The organism is Anaerotignum propionicum (assembly GCF_024461735.1).
Lineage (GTDB): Bacteria > Bacillota > Clostridia > Lachnospirales > Anaerotignaceae > Chakrabartyella.
This window is the reverse complement of record NZ_JANGAD010000005.1, coordinates 113,372-130,856: the sequence shown is the minus strand read 5'-3', so window position 1 is coordinate 130,856 and position 17,485 is coordinate 113,372. Positions and strand designations below refer to the sequence as shown.

At 44.0% G+C, this 17,485-nt stretch carries 16 protein-coding genes; 2 read left to right on the top strand and 14 right to left on the bottom strand.

What is annotated here, in order from left to right; all coding sequences use genetic code 11:
• Nucleotides 1-18 precede the first annotated feature (18 nt).
• The 14 genes from NE558_RS08395 to NE558_RS08330 form a co-directional block, all read right to left on the bottom strand.
• Nucleotides 19-1,362: a nitrogenase component 1 gene (locus NE558_RS08395; protein WP_256149568.1), complete on the bottom strand. Its 1,344-nt coding sequence runs from the start codon at nt 1,360-1,362 to the stop codon at nt 19-21.
• Nucleotides 1,363-1,420: 58 nt separating this feature from the next.
• A complete protein-coding gene (locus NE558_RS08390) occupies nt 1,421-3,004 on the bottom strand; it encodes a nitrogenase component 1 (RefSeq protein WP_256149567.1) in 1,584 nt (527 codons plus the stop codon).
• A gap of 400 nt (nt 3,005-3,404) precedes the next feature.
• Nucleotides 3,405-4,280, bottom strand: coding sequence for a radical SAM protein (locus NE558_RS08385; RefSeq protein WP_256149566.1), 876 nt, complete (start codon nt 4,278-4,280; stop codon nt 3,405-3,407).
• Complete coding sequence (locus tag NE558_RS08380) at nt 4,264-4,632, bottom strand: NifB/NifX family molybdenum-iron cluster-binding protein (protein WP_256149565.1); 369 nt, start codon at nt 4,630-4,632, stop codon at nt 4,264-4,266. Before NE558_RS08380 ends, NE558_RS08385 begins: the two co-directional genes overlap by 17 nt.
• 220 nt (nt 4,633-4,852) lie before the next feature.
• Nucleotides 4,853-6,154: an O-acetylhomoserine aminocarboxypropyltransferase/cysteine synthase family protein gene (locus NE558_RS08375; RefSeq protein ID WP_256149564.1), complete on the bottom strand. Its 1,302-nt coding sequence runs from the start codon at nt 6,152-6,154 to the stop codon at nt 4,853-4,855.
• A 62-nt stretch (nt 6,155-6,216) separates the two neighbouring features.
• Nucleotides 6,217-6,366 (bottom strand): YezD family protein, encoded by a 150-nt coding sequence (locus NE558_RS08370; RefSeq protein WP_256149563.1) that lies wholly within the window; start codon nt 6,364-6,366, stop codon nt 6,217-6,219.
• Nucleotides 6,367-7,543: 1,177 nt separating this feature from the next.
• Complete coding sequence (locus NE558_RS08365) at nt 7,544-7,672, bottom strand: hypothetical protein (protein ID WP_256149562.1); 129 nt, start codon at nt 7,670-7,672, stop codon at nt 7,544-7,546.
• 10 nt (nt 7,673-7,682) lie between these two features.
• Nucleotides 7,683-12,293 (bottom strand): S-layer homology domain-containing protein, encoded by a 4,611-nt coding sequence (locus NE558_RS08360; protein WP_256149561.1) that lies wholly within the window; start codon nt 12,291-12,293, stop codon nt 7,683-7,685.
• A complete protein-coding gene (locus NE558_RS08355; RefSeq protein WP_256149560.1) occupies nt 12,290-12,469 on the bottom strand; it encodes a hypothetical protein in 180 nt (59 codons plus the stop codon). The genes NE558_RS08360 and NE558_RS08355 overlap by 4 nt, the downstream gene beginning before the upstream one ends.
• A gap of 301 nt (nt 12,470-12,770) precedes the next feature.
• Nucleotides 12,771-13,325 carry a LemA family protein gene (locus NE558_RS08350; protein ID WP_256149559.1) on the bottom strand — a complete coding sequence of 185 codons (555 nt, stop codon included), beginning with the start codon at nt 13,323-13,325 and terminating at the stop codon, nt 12,771-12,773.
• Between the two features lie 93 nt (nt 13,326-13,418).
• Nucleotides 13,419-13,898 (bottom strand): lipoprotein, encoded by a 480-nt coding sequence (locus tag NE558_RS08345; RefSeq protein ID WP_256149558.1) that lies wholly within the window; start codon nt 13,896-13,898, stop codon nt 13,419-13,421.
• Entirely contained in the window at nt 13,895-14,053 is a 159-nt protein-coding gene (locus tag NE558_RS08340; protein WP_256149557.1) for a hypothetical protein, read from the bottom strand. The genes NE558_RS08345 and NE558_RS08340 overlap by 4 nt, the downstream gene beginning before the upstream one ends.
• Nucleotides 14,054-14,122: 69 nt before the next feature.
• Entirely contained in the window at nt 14,123-14,299 is a 177-nt protein-coding gene (locus NE558_RS08335; protein WP_256149556.1) for a hypothetical protein, read from the bottom strand.
• 392 nt (nt 14,300-14,691) lie between these two features.
• Nucleotides 14,692-16,149, bottom strand: a complete 1,458-nt coding sequence (locus tag NE558_RS08330; RefSeq protein ID WP_256149555.1) for a hypothetical protein — start codon at nt 16,147-16,149, stop codon at nt 14,692-14,694.
• Nucleotides 16,150-16,519: 370 nt separating this feature from the next.
• Between NE558_RS08330 and NE558_RS08325 the strand changes: the two genes are divergently transcribed.
• Together NE558_RS08325 and NE558_RS08320 are read left to right on the top strand one after the other, a co-directional pair.
• Nucleotides 16,520-16,684, top strand: coding sequence for a helix-turn-helix domain-containing protein (locus NE558_RS08325; protein WP_256149554.1), 165 nt, complete (start codon nt 16,520-16,522; stop codon nt 16,682-16,684).
• A 71-nt stretch (nt 16,685-16,755) separates the two neighbouring features.
• Nucleotides 16,756-17,481, top strand: coding sequence for a LytR/AlgR family response regulator transcription factor (locus NE558_RS08320; protein ID WP_256149553.1), 726 nt, complete (start codon nt 16,756-16,758; stop codon nt 17,479-17,481).
• The last annotated feature ends 4 nt before the right edge of the window (nt 17,482-17,485 follow it).

The window sequence follows — 17,485 nt, the reverse complement described above, 5'->3', positions numbered from 1 at the left end:
CTTCCAAATGAATATCTTTTATTTGACTGTTGCCGTGTAAACTCGTTCCAGCAGTGTCAGCGCACCATGATACCCGATATAGCTTCTATTTAGAACCACCTCTGAGGTAATCGGCGTGCCAATGGGAACAAGCAAACCGTTCAACGCCTTCACCACATCCGCTTCCCACGAGGAGGCTAAAACCAAGGGAACGCTGGAACCATAATCCGCATTCTTCACTTCCTGCTCTATTAAATAACCATCCTCAATGAAATCAACTTCTAAAGAGACATCCTCCGAAATGTTTCGGTATAACGCTCTAATTTTTTCTCTAAATTTATCCGGTGTATTATCGGTAATAATCTGTTTTACAGGAATTAACCCAACCTGATCAGTTAAAAATTTTGTAATTGCAAGGTTGTAAGCCGCATCCCCCACGGTAGTAAATCTGGCTGGAAGCCCAAACCAATACTCCGAGAAAAACTCCGAAAAATGTTCCAGAAAGTAATAGTACCTTTCTGATTCAATCTTAATAAATGCCTCTGCCTGTTTATTATCAATCCCTGCGAAAGCAACTACCTTTCTGACAAACTCAGTTGTTTGCTCCTCGCCTATAGGGATTACAGGAATATGTAAAAAGGGCTGATTATATTTCCCTTGTAAATATTCCACCGTCTCTATCCCAACCCAAGGAGAAACCACAAGGTTAAATTGAGCCTTTGGTATGGATTTCCATTCCTCTATCCCCTTAGATTCTGAACCAAACAGCACATTTACACAGAAGCCAGCACCTTCCAGTACTCTTTTTAATTCAATATAATCACCCCGCCAATTTGTATGGAAGTAGGGAATTTCAAACCAAAGGTTAATCAACCCCTTTTGCTTTTCTCCATTAAAGTCACCCACAAATTGATCGATAATTGCCTTCACCACTATTTCATGACCAATGAGGTTATTGCCTTTAAACCCTGCTGTATCCGCATAAACCACAGGGTATCCTTCATCTTGATATCTTCTTACAATGGAGCCAATGTCATCCCCAATCAGCTCTCCCGTACATCCTGTTAACACAACAAACAGATCACCATCCATTATTTTTAGGGAAGACTTAATTAAATCATCTAGCTTATTATGCCCGCCGAATACAATTTCGTTTTCCCCAAGGTTGGAGCTGGGCAAAGCCCCTCCACCACTATAACCGGCACCTTGAAAGCCATTTTCAAAGGAAATCATAAAATATTGCTTATCCGCACATCCAGGGCCGCAATTCCCAATGGGTATTCCTCTGGGAATCGCCGCCACCGTATTTACCGCACCAATGGCACACCCGTATCTTGGATGCACAATGGAGTTGCTTTTTTTATTTTTTTTCGACTCTGCCATATCCTACTCCCTTTCGATCCGTTTTATAAATAAATACCTTTACGGCGTTGTTTTTCTCTTAAATTGCCGCTTTGTCCTCCCCCATATCAACTGGATCGTCTAAAATTTCAGGCTGTTTTGCCAAAATAAATGGATCCTTCTGGCTAAGCCACCAATCCGTATATGGAAGCTTTACATGTCTTTGTAAAACTTGATTAAATTTTTTACGAGCAAGAATTTCAATCAGTGCCTCTCCAACTCTAACAATTCCATCATAACCCACAGGGAAATGTTCATCTCCCATAGCAAAAGCAGGGATTCCGATTTTTGCAGCCAGAGGTGCCAAACCATTATGTCTGATTATTATAAAATCGGGATTTACCCTCTTTAATAAACCGTAAAACTGGAATTGCTGTGTTTTGCTTACTGTAAAATGGTCAATCTCTCCGTAATTTTCCACCAAATGCTTTAACGTATTTTGATTTGTAGTACCGCTATCATAAACAGGATCGTGATGAAATACAATGGAGCCATCAACCTCTATTCCCAATTCTCTGATAACGGAAATCATGCCATGGGCATAGGAGGAGCCGGTGGCTACAAAGCCCTTGATTCCTTTTAGCTTTTCCCTCAACTCCTCTACTTTTGGTAGCACTCTTGTGTGCTCCCTTGCAATGTAATCTTCCACAATATCCTCTTTACCCATAATTTTGGCTATTGCCCTCAACCATTCATCCGTTCCAGAAAAGCCATAGGGCTGTGGCGCATCAACTTGAGGAACGCCATATTCATCCTCCAATGCCGTTGCCATGTAAGAACCAAGAGTGTGACAGAAGGTTGCCGTCGCCGCCGCCTCTGATGCCTGTGCCAGCTCATCATAGCTTGCCATGTCAATTAGATAATTCACTCTTAATCCCAGAGGTTTCAGCATCTCGGTAAAATAATCGGTTCCCCATAAAGCCACAATATTAATTAAATCCTCTTGCTTTTTGGGATTTTTGTTGACAATTTGCCGTACAACGCCGTGCTGAGAAATATCAAACCCCGTACTCCAGTGCTTGCTTCGAAAGCCCTCACAAAACAATGGAATAACAGTAACTCCAATCTCTTCCTCGATTTCTGCGGCAATGCTTTCAATGTCCTCACCAATAATGGCAGTGGAGCATGACATAGAAATAAAAATAGCCTTTGGATGAAACCTTTCCCATGCATCACGAATTGTTTGACGCAGCTTATCGCTTGCTCCAAACACCATGTCTCGCTCCAACAAATTTGTGCTGAAAATTTGAATGTTTTCTGCTTCTTTTCCTCGCCTCATAAGGCCAATCCGAAATCCCAGGTTAAATCTTGGGTGTATCGCCGAACACCCAATGGGTGAATGCTCAATCAAAATACAATCGGGGATATTTCCCACCTGACAGCCCACAATGGAATGGCTGCACATTGTCTGCTGATTAAATGGCATATTTAATTCACAAAGCTTACAGCCTGTGCTTCTCCCACCTGCGCATCCCCCTCCTTCAGTTTTTTTCTGGCCTCTGATTTCATACTTTGATGCTTCAACCAACTCACTAGCACTGCCGTCCCATGAGATAATGGAACCCAAACGCATCTCTCGGTTGTCTACACTTGCCAGATTCAAATTAATTTTTTTTCTAGCCATACGAATCTCCTTCCCATTCTAAGATTTCATGCACCCAGACATACGTTCCTTTCTAAAACTTAATATTCCTTGATTTCATCAATACTTCCTGATTTCCTTGTCTGGGAATACTTTTAAATACTTTACAAACACACACCTTGTTCTACGTCATCATAATCAACCGTCTTGATAGGACACTTCTTTGTCAATATTATGGTCACAAAAACCACTGTTTTCTTTCATGGCTTTTTCTCCAATCGAATTACCTGCTATGCTTTCTGGTTTTTACCTCAACCCACTAAATACTTCATCCATTAAAAGAATAGAAACACCCTCAGCAAGCACCCTTGCAATTTCTACTTCCTGCTACAAGCCATCTGTAAGCGGAAACAGGAATTCTTCAAAACCTTTCATATATTTATCATCCATGGGAAAATGTATCTTTTTGCAGCATCCTTTTTAAGTATATTTTTTCTCCAAAGTCCTCGCCTCCGGGAACCCCAATGGCATCCGCTCTACATCGCTGACAGTGCCGAAATACGTCAATATGTTTCTCTGCCAGCTGTCTTGTGCTGTCAATTTGGGCACAGGTTGGTGCACTACAATCTGCCAATTCGTGCTGTGGTATCAGTGGAATAATATTATAAATGCTTGCGCCAGCCTCATGAACTGTTCTTGCAATTTCCTCAATATGATTCTCATTAATGCTGGGCACCAAAACCGTGTTTACCTTAACCGTAATTCCTGCCGATGAAACCTTTTTTATGCCTTCCAACTGATTTTTTATTAAAATTTCTGCCCCTTTCACACCCAAATAATGTTTCCCATGATATGTAATACCTCCATTGAGCAGAGCTTCAATTTCAGGGTTCACCGCATTGACTGTCACCGTTAAGGAATCTATGCCAACTTCGATGATTTCATCAGCCTTTTCAACAAGAAGCAATCCGTTGGTACTCATACACTTGATAAGCTCAGGAAATTCTTTCTTAATCAAACGAAATGTTTCCAGTGCGTAGGGTGTTGCAAGCGTGTCCCCCGGTCCGGCAATGCCGGCTACGGTAATCACCTGACATAATGCAAGAGATCTTCTTATGACATCAATTGCTTCCTCTGGAGATATCACCTTTGATGTAACACCGGGACGTTTTTCAAAATCATTGATTTGCCTGTCACAAAATTTGCATTCTATGTTGCAGCCAGGACTTATTGGGAGGTGAATCCTTCCCGTTTCGCCTTTTTTCTCTTTGGCAAAGCACGGATGCCTAAGTGTTAATTCGTTATAAGAAATTCCCATCCTTCTCCTCTCTTTCCCATTCCAATAAATGATCCTGAATCATCTTTTTAATAACTGCATCTATAAAATAGGGTGCCTCAATAATTGTAAACCCCTTTTCTTCCATATAAAAACTTGCACCGTCCCCAATTTTTGATACAACAATAGCCCCACAATCCTTAATTCTTTCTATCACCTTATCAAACGCTTGATTGGTATGACCTTCTTGGGTGCAGCAAGGCTCCACGCCTCTCGTTTCCAGATACTTATAACCGCCTCCTTCAACCTCAAAAATATGAAAGTTTCTGGACCTTCCAAAATGTTCGTTCACCACTTTTCCATCTGTGCTTGCAACTGCAACTTTAACTATCATCTCTTCCCTCCCAAAAGGGAAATTGCTTTTCTCCATTCACAATTTCCAAAACCTTTATAGAATTCAACTAAGATCTCTACTCTTAATATGCCGGTCAATTTATAAACCTCCATTTTTGTTCTTATCCAATGCTCCAAAAAAGCCTTTGTAATTCAAAAGCCACTAAACCCTGCAATGCAAAGTTTAGTGGCCTCTAATTTTTTTAGTCAACCAAATTTATTTAGTTATTCAGTGCTTTAAATGCCTCCTCCAAATCAAAAACGATGTCATCTATATGCTCAATTCCAATGGATAATCTGATTGTATTCGGCTTGATTCCTTGGTCAAGCAGCTCATCCTGTGTTAACTGAGAGTGTGTTGTTGATGCAGGATGTATAACAAGAGATTTCACATCGGCAACATTTGCCAGCAAAGAAAATATTTGTAGATGATCAATAAATTCCTTAGCTTCTTCCTCCCCACCTTTTATTTCAAACGTAAAGATCGAGCCTCCTCCCGTAGGAAAATACTTGTTGTAAAGGTCGTAGGTTGGCGCATCCTTTAGGGATGGATGATTAACCTTTTCAACCTGAGGATGTTTTGATAAAAAGTCAACGACTTTTAGGGTATTCTCAATATGCCTATCAACCCTTAAGGATAATGTTTCAAGGCCTTGCAAGAAAAGGAATGCATGGAAAGGCGACAATGCTGCGCCTGTATCTCTGAGCAAAATCGCCCTGATTTTTGTCACAAATGCTGCTGGTCCCGCTGCCTGAATAAAGCTAATTCCATGATAGCTTGGATTGGGTTCTGTAAGGGAAGCAAACTTACCTGATGCTTCCCAATCAAATTTACCGCTATCTACAATTACACCGCCTATTGCCGTTCCATGTCCACCGATAAACTTCGTTGCTGAATGAACCACAATATCTGCACCATATTCAATGGGTCTGATTAAGTAGGGTGTTCCAAAGGTATTATCAATCACAAGGGGAATTTTATGGTTGTGCGCAATTTTTGCAATTGCTTCAATATCTACTACATTTGAGTTTGGATTACCAAGGGTCTCAATAAAAACTGCCTTTGTATTTTCCTGAATTGCGTTTTCAACCTCATCCAGATTATTTGCGTCAACAAAGGTTGTAGTAATTCCATACTGAGGAAGTGTGTGAGCCAATAAGTTAAAGGTACCACCGTAAATTGTCTTTGCGGAGACAATATTGTCACCGTTTTGGGCAAGATTCTGGATGGCATAGCTTATGGCGGCTGCTCCTGATGCTACTGCCAATGCCGCAATACCCCCTTCTAAGGCTGCAATTCTTTCCTCAAAAATACCTTGAGTTGGGTTTGTCAATCTTCCATAGATATTTCCCGCATCTCTCAACCCAAATCTTGCGGCAGCATGTTCACTGTTGTGAAACACATAAGATGTTGTTTGATAAATGGGAACTGCTCTAGCATCTGTTGTTGGGTCTGCACTTTCCTGCCCAACATGAATCTGCTTTGTTTCAAATTTTACATTTCTCTCGTTTAATTTACTCATAATAAATTACCTCTTTTCTCTCATCAGGTTTTTCGACGCTAGTTTATACACTATAATTTACTTTACTTAATTCTTATTTTTTCAAAGCGTTCTACTTGAATGATTTTTCCATCCTGAACAACTAATGTAATGGAACCGAATTTAATTTGCTTCAGAATCTTCTCAATTTGTTCAAATGCGGCTTTCATCTCTGTTGATATATTTTTATCCATATAAGAACTCCTTCAAAATGATATAAAAAAGGCATAAAAAAACTGTTCCTAATAAAACAAAATCATTTATTGAAACAGCCATTATGCATAGTGTCAAATCATTATTTTATAATTTCTTATGATTTCCATATGGTGTGTGATATGTTTAAAATACTCCTAAACAATATTATTTTTCATAAGCAAAACATCGTTTAGATTCACACATGACAAGATAGCACATTCGTACTGTTTCCTTCATTTGATTACACATTTGACCCATCTCCATCATTTGGAAACACATCAGTTGCATCCAACAATTATTTGTTTTTTTCATACTACTTGCACCTCCTAATATATTTATAATACTGATAGTATCAAACAATTTTGTATCAATTTCCAATGATTAATATCATCTTTTCCAAAATCCTGATAACGAGCGAATCTAGTCCAACAAATCAAATTGAAGTATGATACCCTTCACTTTTACTATTCTCCTTCACAGATGCATTCTGCACTTATTGTAAAATCCATCTTGATGTTTTCCTCCCATTGATCTTTTTATAAGAATATCACGGGTTCTTCTATACGTCCAATATACAATGAATATAGAAGTTTATATCCTAAACCTATATGCCTTCGTTGCCTATTTCACATCTTCTAAGTGAATTGTCTGCCTATGTCAGTCTCTGGTAGTCATGAGAAAAAAACCTCAATTAAATCGTACATTACTCTTTTCTGCAATTAAATGTGTGCAAATAAGATTGTGACGACCCCATCTGCATACAAAAAGAACACCCGCTACAATTCAAGTGGGTGCTCTGTCTGCATTTAGTTGATAAATTCTATCCTACAAGACTTACAGCTTAAAAAGTCATGCTGCCTTGCCGGTTTATGCGCATGGTGATTTCTACAATACAATCTTAAAAATGATAGGCAATGTTTTGGGCAAATTTTTCTAGATGAATCTTATCAAAATCATCACCATCAGATCAGCTGGTGGTTTGATATGCGCCCCTAGAAGGGGCTTTTACCGACTTACATCTAAAGATGCATTGAACGGTTTGCCAACCATTTCTTATTCTCTGGCTACTGCTAAAGCAGTTTATTTCCTGCCTGTTCTCACTTGCTCACCGTAAACGGGTCAATGTATTCTTTAGGGTTATTTGGTCTGCCGTTAAGTCCTCTTGCATCTGATTTCTTATGTATTCTTCTCAATCGCCATGCTACCACCTATGATAACAAGTGTTTCACATTTTTCCTTGGTAGGCAGAGTTTCATAAAGGATGGAGACATTTCCGTGGTATTCGGGTCTATCATTGTGCGTCAACGCTTAGCCCCTACATGGTTTCACTCGAATCCATTAGCTTTACAAAACGAGAAAGAGCGGCTGAAACCTCAGCACGAGTGGCCGTTCCCTGAGGATCGAAGAGATTGTCATTTTTACCGCTGAGAATACCCAATATCTGCCCCTGCTTCACGGCATCTTTAGCATAAGCGCTTATTTTGTGGCTATCAGCAAAGATGTTTTCTGCTTGAACCTGTGGCAGATTAATCTTCATGGTCTTAGCATAGTTGCTCATAATAACCGCCATCTGCTCACGGCTAATGGACTGATCTGGGGCAAATTCGTCATTTTCATATCCCTTTACGATACTATTTTCCCTTGCCCATTCAATGTAACCCATGTAGTAAGCATTACTTTTTACATCAGTGAAGCTGCTCTGCTTATGTTTGCTCACATCAACATTTGCTAACCTCCCCAGTACGGTGACAAACATTCCTCTTGTTATCGTCATGTTCGGGCTAAAAGTATAGTCTGAAGTCCCACTAAACAATCCACGGCCTACTACAAGCGCAATATTTTCTTTTGCCCAGTGGTCTTCAATATCCATGAATGCAGTGCTAGGCTGTTTATAGCCGACGCCATAGGTGGAAAAATGATTGGTACTGAAGCGCAATACCTTTTCCCTGCTGTCATAAATAGAGTCGGTGAGCCATTCTACACTGCCATTCACATTCACATAAACAGCGCAAACATTCTGTGCCTTTTCATTTTCACCAAGGGTGTAAGGGATAGTCACCAAAACGTTACCATCACCAAAATTTTCTACCTGTTTTCCGCTACCGTAGTTTACGTTAAGATCAAATACCGGGCGACTACCAATAACCTTTTTGGCATCCTCCGTCAGCTTGCCGTTGTCTGCACGGGTTGCAGTAATGTTAACATCAGAGCTTGCCTGCTTGTTGATTTCTTTCACTGTGGCTAGGTTCATACCAATTTTAATATTAGGGTTATCTACCACCACGACGGTGTTGACGATTTTTTTCTGAATAATGGTATCCTGCGCAGTTTTAGACAGATTGATGGTAACATGAGATGCCGTACTACTGTCTTGGCCTGCTCTAAGAACCACTGCAATGCCGTTTTGCTCGTTACCGCTTTTCTTTGCGTCGGTGTAAGCTTTGTCAAAGGCATGGGTCACGATTTTATCAGTGATGTTTACTGTAACATTGCCTTGGCCGTCTGCCATGGCTGGAACTTTGATTTCACCCTGTGTGGGGGCAGTGGGTTTATCGGCAGTAGGTAGGGTAATGATGACGGTGCTGCTGTTATCTTTAGAAGAGCTTCCCCCGCCACTTCCAGAGCCACCACCGCCGATATAAGTCCAATGGGCATAGTAGATCACATTTGCATTAACAGTTGTGCTTGGGGAGATTTGAGTTCCGCCGCTTGCCGCCGTATACCAGCCGACAAAGCTATAACTACCGGAAGGTATCGGTTTTGGGAGCGTTCCTACCGCCGTACCACATGCAACCGAGCGTGAAGCTTCACTAACTGTGCCTCCATTCGGGTTGAAGGTGACGGTGTAGTTCGGAACCGTCGTTACAGAGAAGCTCAGTTCCACCGCAGCCTTAGTGCTTTGGTTGGTGCTTACGGTCAGCGCCTCATTATAATTACCCACTGCAAGACCAGCTTTCGGTGCAACGGTAAAGGTTGCCGTGCCGTTTGCCACCAGTTTGGTGCTGCTGAGTGTCCCGATGGTATAGTTGGTGCTGGTCGGCTGGGTCAGCGTCACACTGGAGTTTCCGGTGTTTGTGATAGTGACAGTCTGTGCTGCCGGGGCATCGTAGCCCACTGCCAGGGAGCCGAAGTTCTTGCTGGTGGGATTCGCTGTGACGGTGTAGTTAGGGGCGGCGTTTACTGTTAGCATGGCTGGAGTTGAGTAAATGGCAGGCGGGTATGCACCTGTTACGACGGCGCGGTATTGATAGCCATTCATCCCTGCGGTTGCCCCGGTGATGAATAGCTTCGCCTTTGTGGCGCTGCTGTATACTCCACCGTTCGAAATGTTGGAAAAGCCGGAGCCGCTGTCAACCTGCCACTGATAGGTTAAACCCTCTCCCGTTGCCGCAACTGAAAAGGCAGTATCCTCCCCTGCGTCCACCGTTTGAGGGGATGGATGGCCGGTGATAACGGTAGCCACCGGAGTATGCACCAGTATATAGGCCGTGCTGCCTATGCTATTGAGCGTCAGAACCGCATTATTTCCAGAGGCGTCTTTGATGGTGCCTCCGTCGAGGTCCAGCGGGCCGACGGCAATACCGTTGCTGTCGCTGTCGCCCGCCTGCACTGTATAACGAAAGACCAGCGCCGATGTGCCATGGCCGCTTACATACATTGCATGTCTAACCGTTGTACCAATCATCAGCGAGATGTACGGCGTGCCGGTGACGAGAACATTTTCGTGGAAATTTACTGTGAAGTCCAAATAATTTCCGGGCAAATAAGTTCCGTTGTTCGGCACCGTTACCGAAGAGACGACGGGAGCTGTGGTTTTTTGCCCGATGTCAAGATAACGATAGGTAGATATTTTCTCCGAATCATAGGGTGTCGGGTCGTTGCCAAGATAGGATTCGCTGGCCGTGATGTAATACGCGCCGCCGTAAGCGTCCAGATTGGGGGCTTGACTCATGGCGAGACCTCGGATCCCCTGTGCTGTCACTGCGGCGCCCGATGAGATTGTAATACTCTTGCCGTTGGGGACTGTAATCGCTCGGCGGTCGCCGACGGCTGATACCGTTCCGCTGGAAATCCGAATATTGCCAGCAACCGTGCTCATAGCTTCGCTAGAACTGTACGGCTCATCGGAGGTGGCGATAACAGCACTGTTGGTGATGCTGATATCCTCTTTAACCCGTAAGCCAAAGCTGTTATATCCCTTACCGGCGGAAGCCGTCAGCGTCGCATTGTCGATAATGAGACCACCGGCTCCAGTGCATAACACGCCAAAACTACTGCTATTACTAGTGCCCACATTTCCTCCGCGTGCGGTTACCGTTGCATCGTCAGTGATGCTTAGGTCACCTTTCACAGACAAACCGTAGCTAGAGCAGTTAAATTGGCTCATTGCCGCGCCGGTCGCTTCAAGGCTTCCGCTGCCTGTGACGGTTAAGGCACCGGCGCAATACAGCCCATAGCTCTCTTCATTACGAGTATCTTGAGAAGCGCCTGTCAGGATGTTATTGCCAGTCAAGACAAGACTCAGGCTCTCTTTTGCATAGACGGCGGCATAGAAGGTAACGCCAAGGTTGCTTGTAGATTCCCAGCTATACTGACTCTCCGCACCAAGCGTCACACCGTTCAGGGTAAGGATTTGGGGCATCCACCCCTCAGCGGGAGCATAGCTTACCTTTCCGTCGCCCAGTACATCGCTTGCGTTGGCGTCGGTTACCCGCACGCTGCCCACCCAAACGTCATAGCTGATAGCGGCGGCAGGCTCAAACTTTAAGTATTTGTAGGATGCGAGATTCGTCGCCTTATACTCGGTCGTCGGCGAGCCGTTGTAATTTTTACTTGCCGCCCCCTGCACGCCGCTGACCAACGTCGGCGTATGCGCCATTACTTTCGTGCCACCTTGAATAATGGCGGTTGTTCCGGTTTGAATAGTAGTCCTTGGGAAGAAAATCGCAGTACCGTTGACGGCGCTTATCGTGCCGCCCGATATGTTCAATTGGGCGGACTCAATAGTGCTATAAATCGCATAACTACTACTGCCTGTCGCGCTTACCGTTCCGTCGGAAATATTTAAGGTTGCTTTATGACTATAAATCCCATAACCGCTACTGCCTGTCGCGCTTACCGTTCCGCCGAAAATGTTCAAGGTGCTGTTATTTCCTACACGAATCGTGCCTATGGTTGTTCGGCTTGTCACCATGCCATCAACATCGCTGTCAATGATGGTCAGTATACCTTCGCCTTCGTGTGCGATGGCAGCGTTAGGGCCGCCGTCAAGCGTTTTGCCATTCAGGTCAAGGGTGAAGCTGTTATTGTGTGAGATGGTGACAACAGTCGAAAGTGTAATGTCATCAAGCAGCTTGATGGTCTGACCCCCGGTCACCACGTCAACCGCAGCTTGCAGGGAGGGGTAGCCTGTACTGTCAATTGCAGCAACATCTGTGTCTTCAATGGACAACAGCTCGATTCCCCGCACACCAAGTGTGGGTTCACCCACCGTCACGGTAATCTCCGGCAGCGGGGCCGTCACGGTATAACCCTTTATCATCGGGGTGAAGATATAAACGCCCTCAATATCCATGTCATACCCGGGCGAATCCCAGCTCACTGGAATATCTCGAGTGGTTTCTTCCCATTGGGGCTCGGCGGTCGTTGTGGGAGTTGCCGTTTCCGGGCTGCCGGAATCCTGTGTGGTATTTTCATCGGCAGGCACGGCTGTCCGCATTGTGGCGGTCAGCGTTTCGGGCAATTCCAAATCTTCAATGGATGTTCTGAGTGATACCGCTTTTTTGGTTTCTGTCAGCGGTGCAAAGCTGACAATTTCTCCGCTCCCGCCAATGGTCGTATGGTTTTCTTCCGCCATTGCCGATACCGGCAGCATGGACACCATCATGCACAGCGCAAGAAACATACTTAGTAGTCGTTTGTTCATAAGGTCTCTCCCTCCTTGATTTTTAAACTTGGTTTTCCTTGTTCCAAAAGTTTTTCCAACATCCCGATTTCTTCCTCGGTGGCGGGGCGAATATTGGGTTTCTCGCAGAAAGGGCATTCCTTTATCGATCCCACCCGGCAGAATAAAAAGCCGCAGTCCTCGCAGGCGTAAGTCATGTCATGCCCCCTTCCGCATAGACAGGTTGATTTTCTTCAAATCCAAAGGAGTTGCTTTTTCTTTGCCTCAAACTCCTGCCGGGAAATCACGCCCGTCCTCCATGAGTACCGTATATTTTTTTATTTCCTCGATGGCGTCAGCAGGTGGAGCCAGGGCGGTATGTAACGCCCCTACTCACACCAACAGACTGCTCGGCTGCGCCGGAGAATGCCACCGTCCTGAGCACGGCAGCCAGCTTTTGCAATTTCTTCAAATGAGGATTCATCTTAAAATCAGACCATACTTTTTTTCGCAGGGACCTCATTTCATGCTTGGCATATCCGCCTTATCCACCTGCTCCACAAGATATTCTCTTTGCCCAAACCCAAGCATCCCGCCGACCATAGAAACCGGAAACATTCGAATTTCACGATTCAGCTTAGTTACACTGTCGTTGTAGATCAGACGGCTGGTGCGAACCATATTTTCAAAGGTCTGCACCGCGTCAATGGTTTTGATGTAATTTTGGTTGGCTTTCAGGTCGGGGTACTGCTCCGTTACCATGGCAATACTGCTAAGTGCTTCAGCAATAATTCCTTCCTGACGCATCACATCATCCGGTGTGGATTTTGCCGTAATAACACTTCTTCTTGATTTGATTGTCTCAATCAGCGTTTCGCTTTCGTGTACGGCATAGCCCTTTGTCAAATCCAAAAGGGCAGTCAGTGCATCAAAACGGCTGGAAAGCTGCACCCCAATCTGGCTCATTGCATTGCTGATATTCTCATCCAGCACCACCAGTCTGCGCTGGGTAGAGATAATCCATAGAACAATGACCATTATAATTACGACGATTGTGATGAAAGTTGGCAACATAGTCTGTCCTCCTTTTTGCAAAAGCGGATACTGGTGTTCCGCATCCGCCTGAGCCACAAGAATACTTTTTTAGATTTAATACAACAGCAATAATTATTTGCTGTAGGGCTCGCTGTACTTGGCAACTAAGTTAGGCATTTCATCCAGAACAACCTGATACTGTGCTACAACGGTGTCGATCTCCTCTGTGCTAGTATCCCCGTATCCGTCAATTTCTTCAAGTCCAACCCTCGCGGAGTCCATAATGGCATATACCATGTTCAGCTCTTGCACCGCAGTCTCTTCCTTATCCCAGCCATTTTTGGAGGCAGCTTCAGCCGCCTCGTTGTACAGCGGACCCATCTTCCCCATGATGTCTGCAATTGCCGCTGCCTGCTCGGGGGTTACGTTGTCTTTTCGTTCCGCAGTGGCGGGGGTGGGTGCAGGTGCTGATGCAGGGGTTTCGGTCTTGCCGCCTCCGCAGGCTGCAAGGCTCAGTGTCATGGCAAGAGCCATCATAAGTACCAGTAATTTTTTCATTATAAATTCCTCCATTTCATTTCTTTTAATTTTGTGGCGTTCAAGGAATATCATTGACCAAACTCTTCTAAAGCCGCACCGGCTTCAGCGATGAATGAACGGCCTACCTCGATGGCAACTGTCAGAGCGCCCATAATCTCAGGCGTGAGGGTTTCAGGGCTGGCAAAGTATTCGTCCGCCTTGATAATTTCATCAGCAAGCTCGTTCATGGAAGTGACAAGCTCTTCATTCTCTAAAAGCTCAGGGCTTGCATTTACCTTGTCAGCAATTGCATCATATTATTCTGCCATGCTCATAAAATCCTCGGCAAGGGCTTGTTGCTCTGCTGAAAATTCCGTTTTCTCCACTTGTGCGGGGGTGGAAGGAGCCGCAGTGGGAGCAGCATTGTTTCCTCCGCAGGCTACAAGACTCAGCGTCATGGCAAGTACCATTATAAGTATCAGAAATTTTTTCATTTATATATCCTCCGTTTTCTATTTGATTGTATTGGACAAATTTTCATAGGTTCACTCTATCAAAACCCTACCACAGAATACCTTTCGCCGTATAAACATGTTTTTTTCCACATGAAACATGATCTTGCGGGCGCTTTGTTCCGTGGGGGCTGCGCACTTAGTCCTCCGTGTACGGGCCGCATCAGGCTCGATCAACACCTTGCCGTTCTCCCAACACATCAAAGCGTGTATTTGGGAGTGCGCCTACATCAAGGGGGCTAGACATAGTTGTTGTTATCAATACTGTAAGCCGGAAGAACCTCTGTGCATTTAGTATAAAGGTAGTTTTAGTCTGCTCAGCGGTGACAGGAGCGGATGAAGTTGGTGTGAAGGAAAGTGCGTCGGAAAGCGTATCAGCTTTTTATGAATACGATTTTGGCTAAGTCGGGAGCAGAACCCTTTGAGACTTCAGCGAATACTCCACCCCCTGTGCCTTTAACAAGGTAACTTTGGCTTGTGTAAATCCTTATTGTGCTAAAGCCAGATCCTGGATAGGTATTGATTCTATACGTTAGCTTGTTAATATCTGCGTGCAATTGCAGATCCGATACGCACATATTACTGCAGACCACATAACGGTCCCAATACTCAATTGTATATTCAGGTCCACGGTCTTTATCTTCGCCGACGAGTGTAACCTTAAATGGTTTATCGGGCTTTTTTTCTGATAGCGTAAGCCAGTAATCATAACCATTATCAGGGTAAACCCATCTGTCACCGATTTTCATATAGTATTCGCCGGATTCAATAATGGTGGCGTTGTCGTTTGGGGGTGTTGACGGCGATGGTTTAGATTCGCTTTTTTTCAAAGCAGTCATTTTACGTTGAACAGAAAAATCACCCATGCTTATTTTAACAGTGGAGGTGCCAGAAGGGACTACATATTCGCCGCCTTGATACATTCTCTGACCCCCGACTGAAATGTTGAGACAGTCGCCACTGAGTACCTCTGAAGTTCCGTCCTTATACTTAGTTTTAACGGAGTAGTCACCTGTGGAGAAGGTCGAGCTACCCCCATCAGGTTCATCACTCACCTCAACGGAAGAAACAAATGGCGTAACTGTAAACGGAATGACAATGCTCTTGTTCCCAACAACTACCCACAGGTCTTTCTCTCCCGGCACCCAGAAGCGATAGCCCTTCGTGATTTGCGCGCCGTTCTCTTTATATTTCATTCCCCGTGACCCAGCATAGTAAGTAAGGTCATCCCAATCTAGATTTTGGTAGGTCAGTTCTCCGCCATAGGCACCGATACCAGCACGGACTATGATTGATGTGGGGTCAAACGCATCTGCTCCTTGGCGATAGGTTGTCTGAGACATTGGCGAAGCCAGGGTGAACTCGCGAATATTTTGCCAGTCAACATCTGGTAATACACCAACCCGCATGGAACAAACAGCGATTTTAGATGATGGAAATTTTACCCCCGCTTTATCCGCGGCTTTTTTCCATCTGTTGTATTCCGAATCCGTCATTTCACATTGTAAGGTCAACGTGAAATACCCCACCTTGTTAAATTTGTACCCTTCTTGCAGTGGCATACCGTTTAGCCACCATTTAGGGTTGTGCCCGAAATGAGCTTCGTTTGCACCACTGTAAAAGTACCCAATCGTAGCCCTGATGTTTTCGAACCTTTCACCAACTTTAAAGGTATCTGCCGGAATACCTGAAAAACCTTTGCTTGAAACAATTTCATATTTGCCGGTTAGTGAATTAAACACACAAGGCGAGTCCGCCGCCAGTGCCATTGTCGGCACTAAGCTAAGCACCATGCATAAGGTGAGCAATATGCCCATAAATTGCTTTTTCATAGTTTTCCCTCCTTTTCATTGAACGAAATAGCATTTATTTCTCCACGTTCAATCTATCAGATATCTATTTGTAAAACTGTCCTTCGCATGAAACATGATTTTTTCGACATGAAACATGATTTTGGAAAGAGAGCGCACTCCTGCCTTTTTTCTTTTAGATTTGAGCAAACTCAATAACACACAAAAATCGACGAGTAGGCATGAATTTCAGCTTGTACTTGTCATAATTTGGTGATATACTGTGTGCTGTTATTATGAAAGATTAACAAAGGATTCTCGTTTTTCAGAAAGAAGTGAGGTGAATTATGGGTATCAGTTATAACAAATTATTTAAATTGATGATCGACAATAACATAAGAAAAGGCGAGCTATGCAAGGCAGCGGCATCAGCAGCGGCTCCCATCTAAAAAATGAAAACACATGTGTCGATCTTTTGGTTCGAATTTGCGGTGTTTCGAGCTGTAACTTTGGCGATATCATGGAGTATGTTCCTGATAAAATTGCCGTTATAGAATCTGAACCCGGTAATCGGTAACAACCCGATTTACAGGAGAGAGAGCCTGCAAGAATTCTCTAAGAAGCTTAAAACAACACGGAGGGTTGCTTATGCTGAAAATTGCGGTCTGTGATGACCATATTGACGAACTAGCCAATATGGTACAGCTAATAGACCTATACCGAACATCTAAACATCTTAACTGCGAACACGCCGTCTTTCCAAACGGATTTGAGCTAATTTCCACCTTGGAAAAAGGAAAGCGGTTTGATATATACTGTCTGGATATTTTGATGCCGGGCTTTACCGGCATTGATGTAGCAAAGGAAATCCGCACCTTTGACAAAACTGCGCCGATTTTATTCTTGACCTCATCGCCCGAGTTTGCTTTGGAAAGCTATTCGGTGAAAGCCATAAACTATATACTGAAGCCAATCTCAAAGGAAAAATTGTTCTTTACCTTTGATGAGCTGCTGGAGCAGTTCAAAGAGGAAAAAGATGAGGATGCGGTTATTGTAAAGAGCAATGATGGTATTCAAAAAATATTAATCTCCAATTTAACATTTGTTGAGGTCATCGGTAGAAATGTGCTTTATCATCTTCGCTCCGGCAAAGTCATCGAATGTATGAAGCCTTTTTCCCCTGTCTGCGATAATCTGCTGAAATATGGTTGTTTTATGAAACCTCACCGCTCTTATCTGGTGAATATGAAGTATGTAGACACCATCGAAAACCATCAGATAACCTTGCAGACCCTTTCCACTGTTCCTGTGGCACAGGGCAAAGCCAAGGAGATGAAGCAACAATATCTGAATTATCAAATGGAAGGGGAATAAGAAA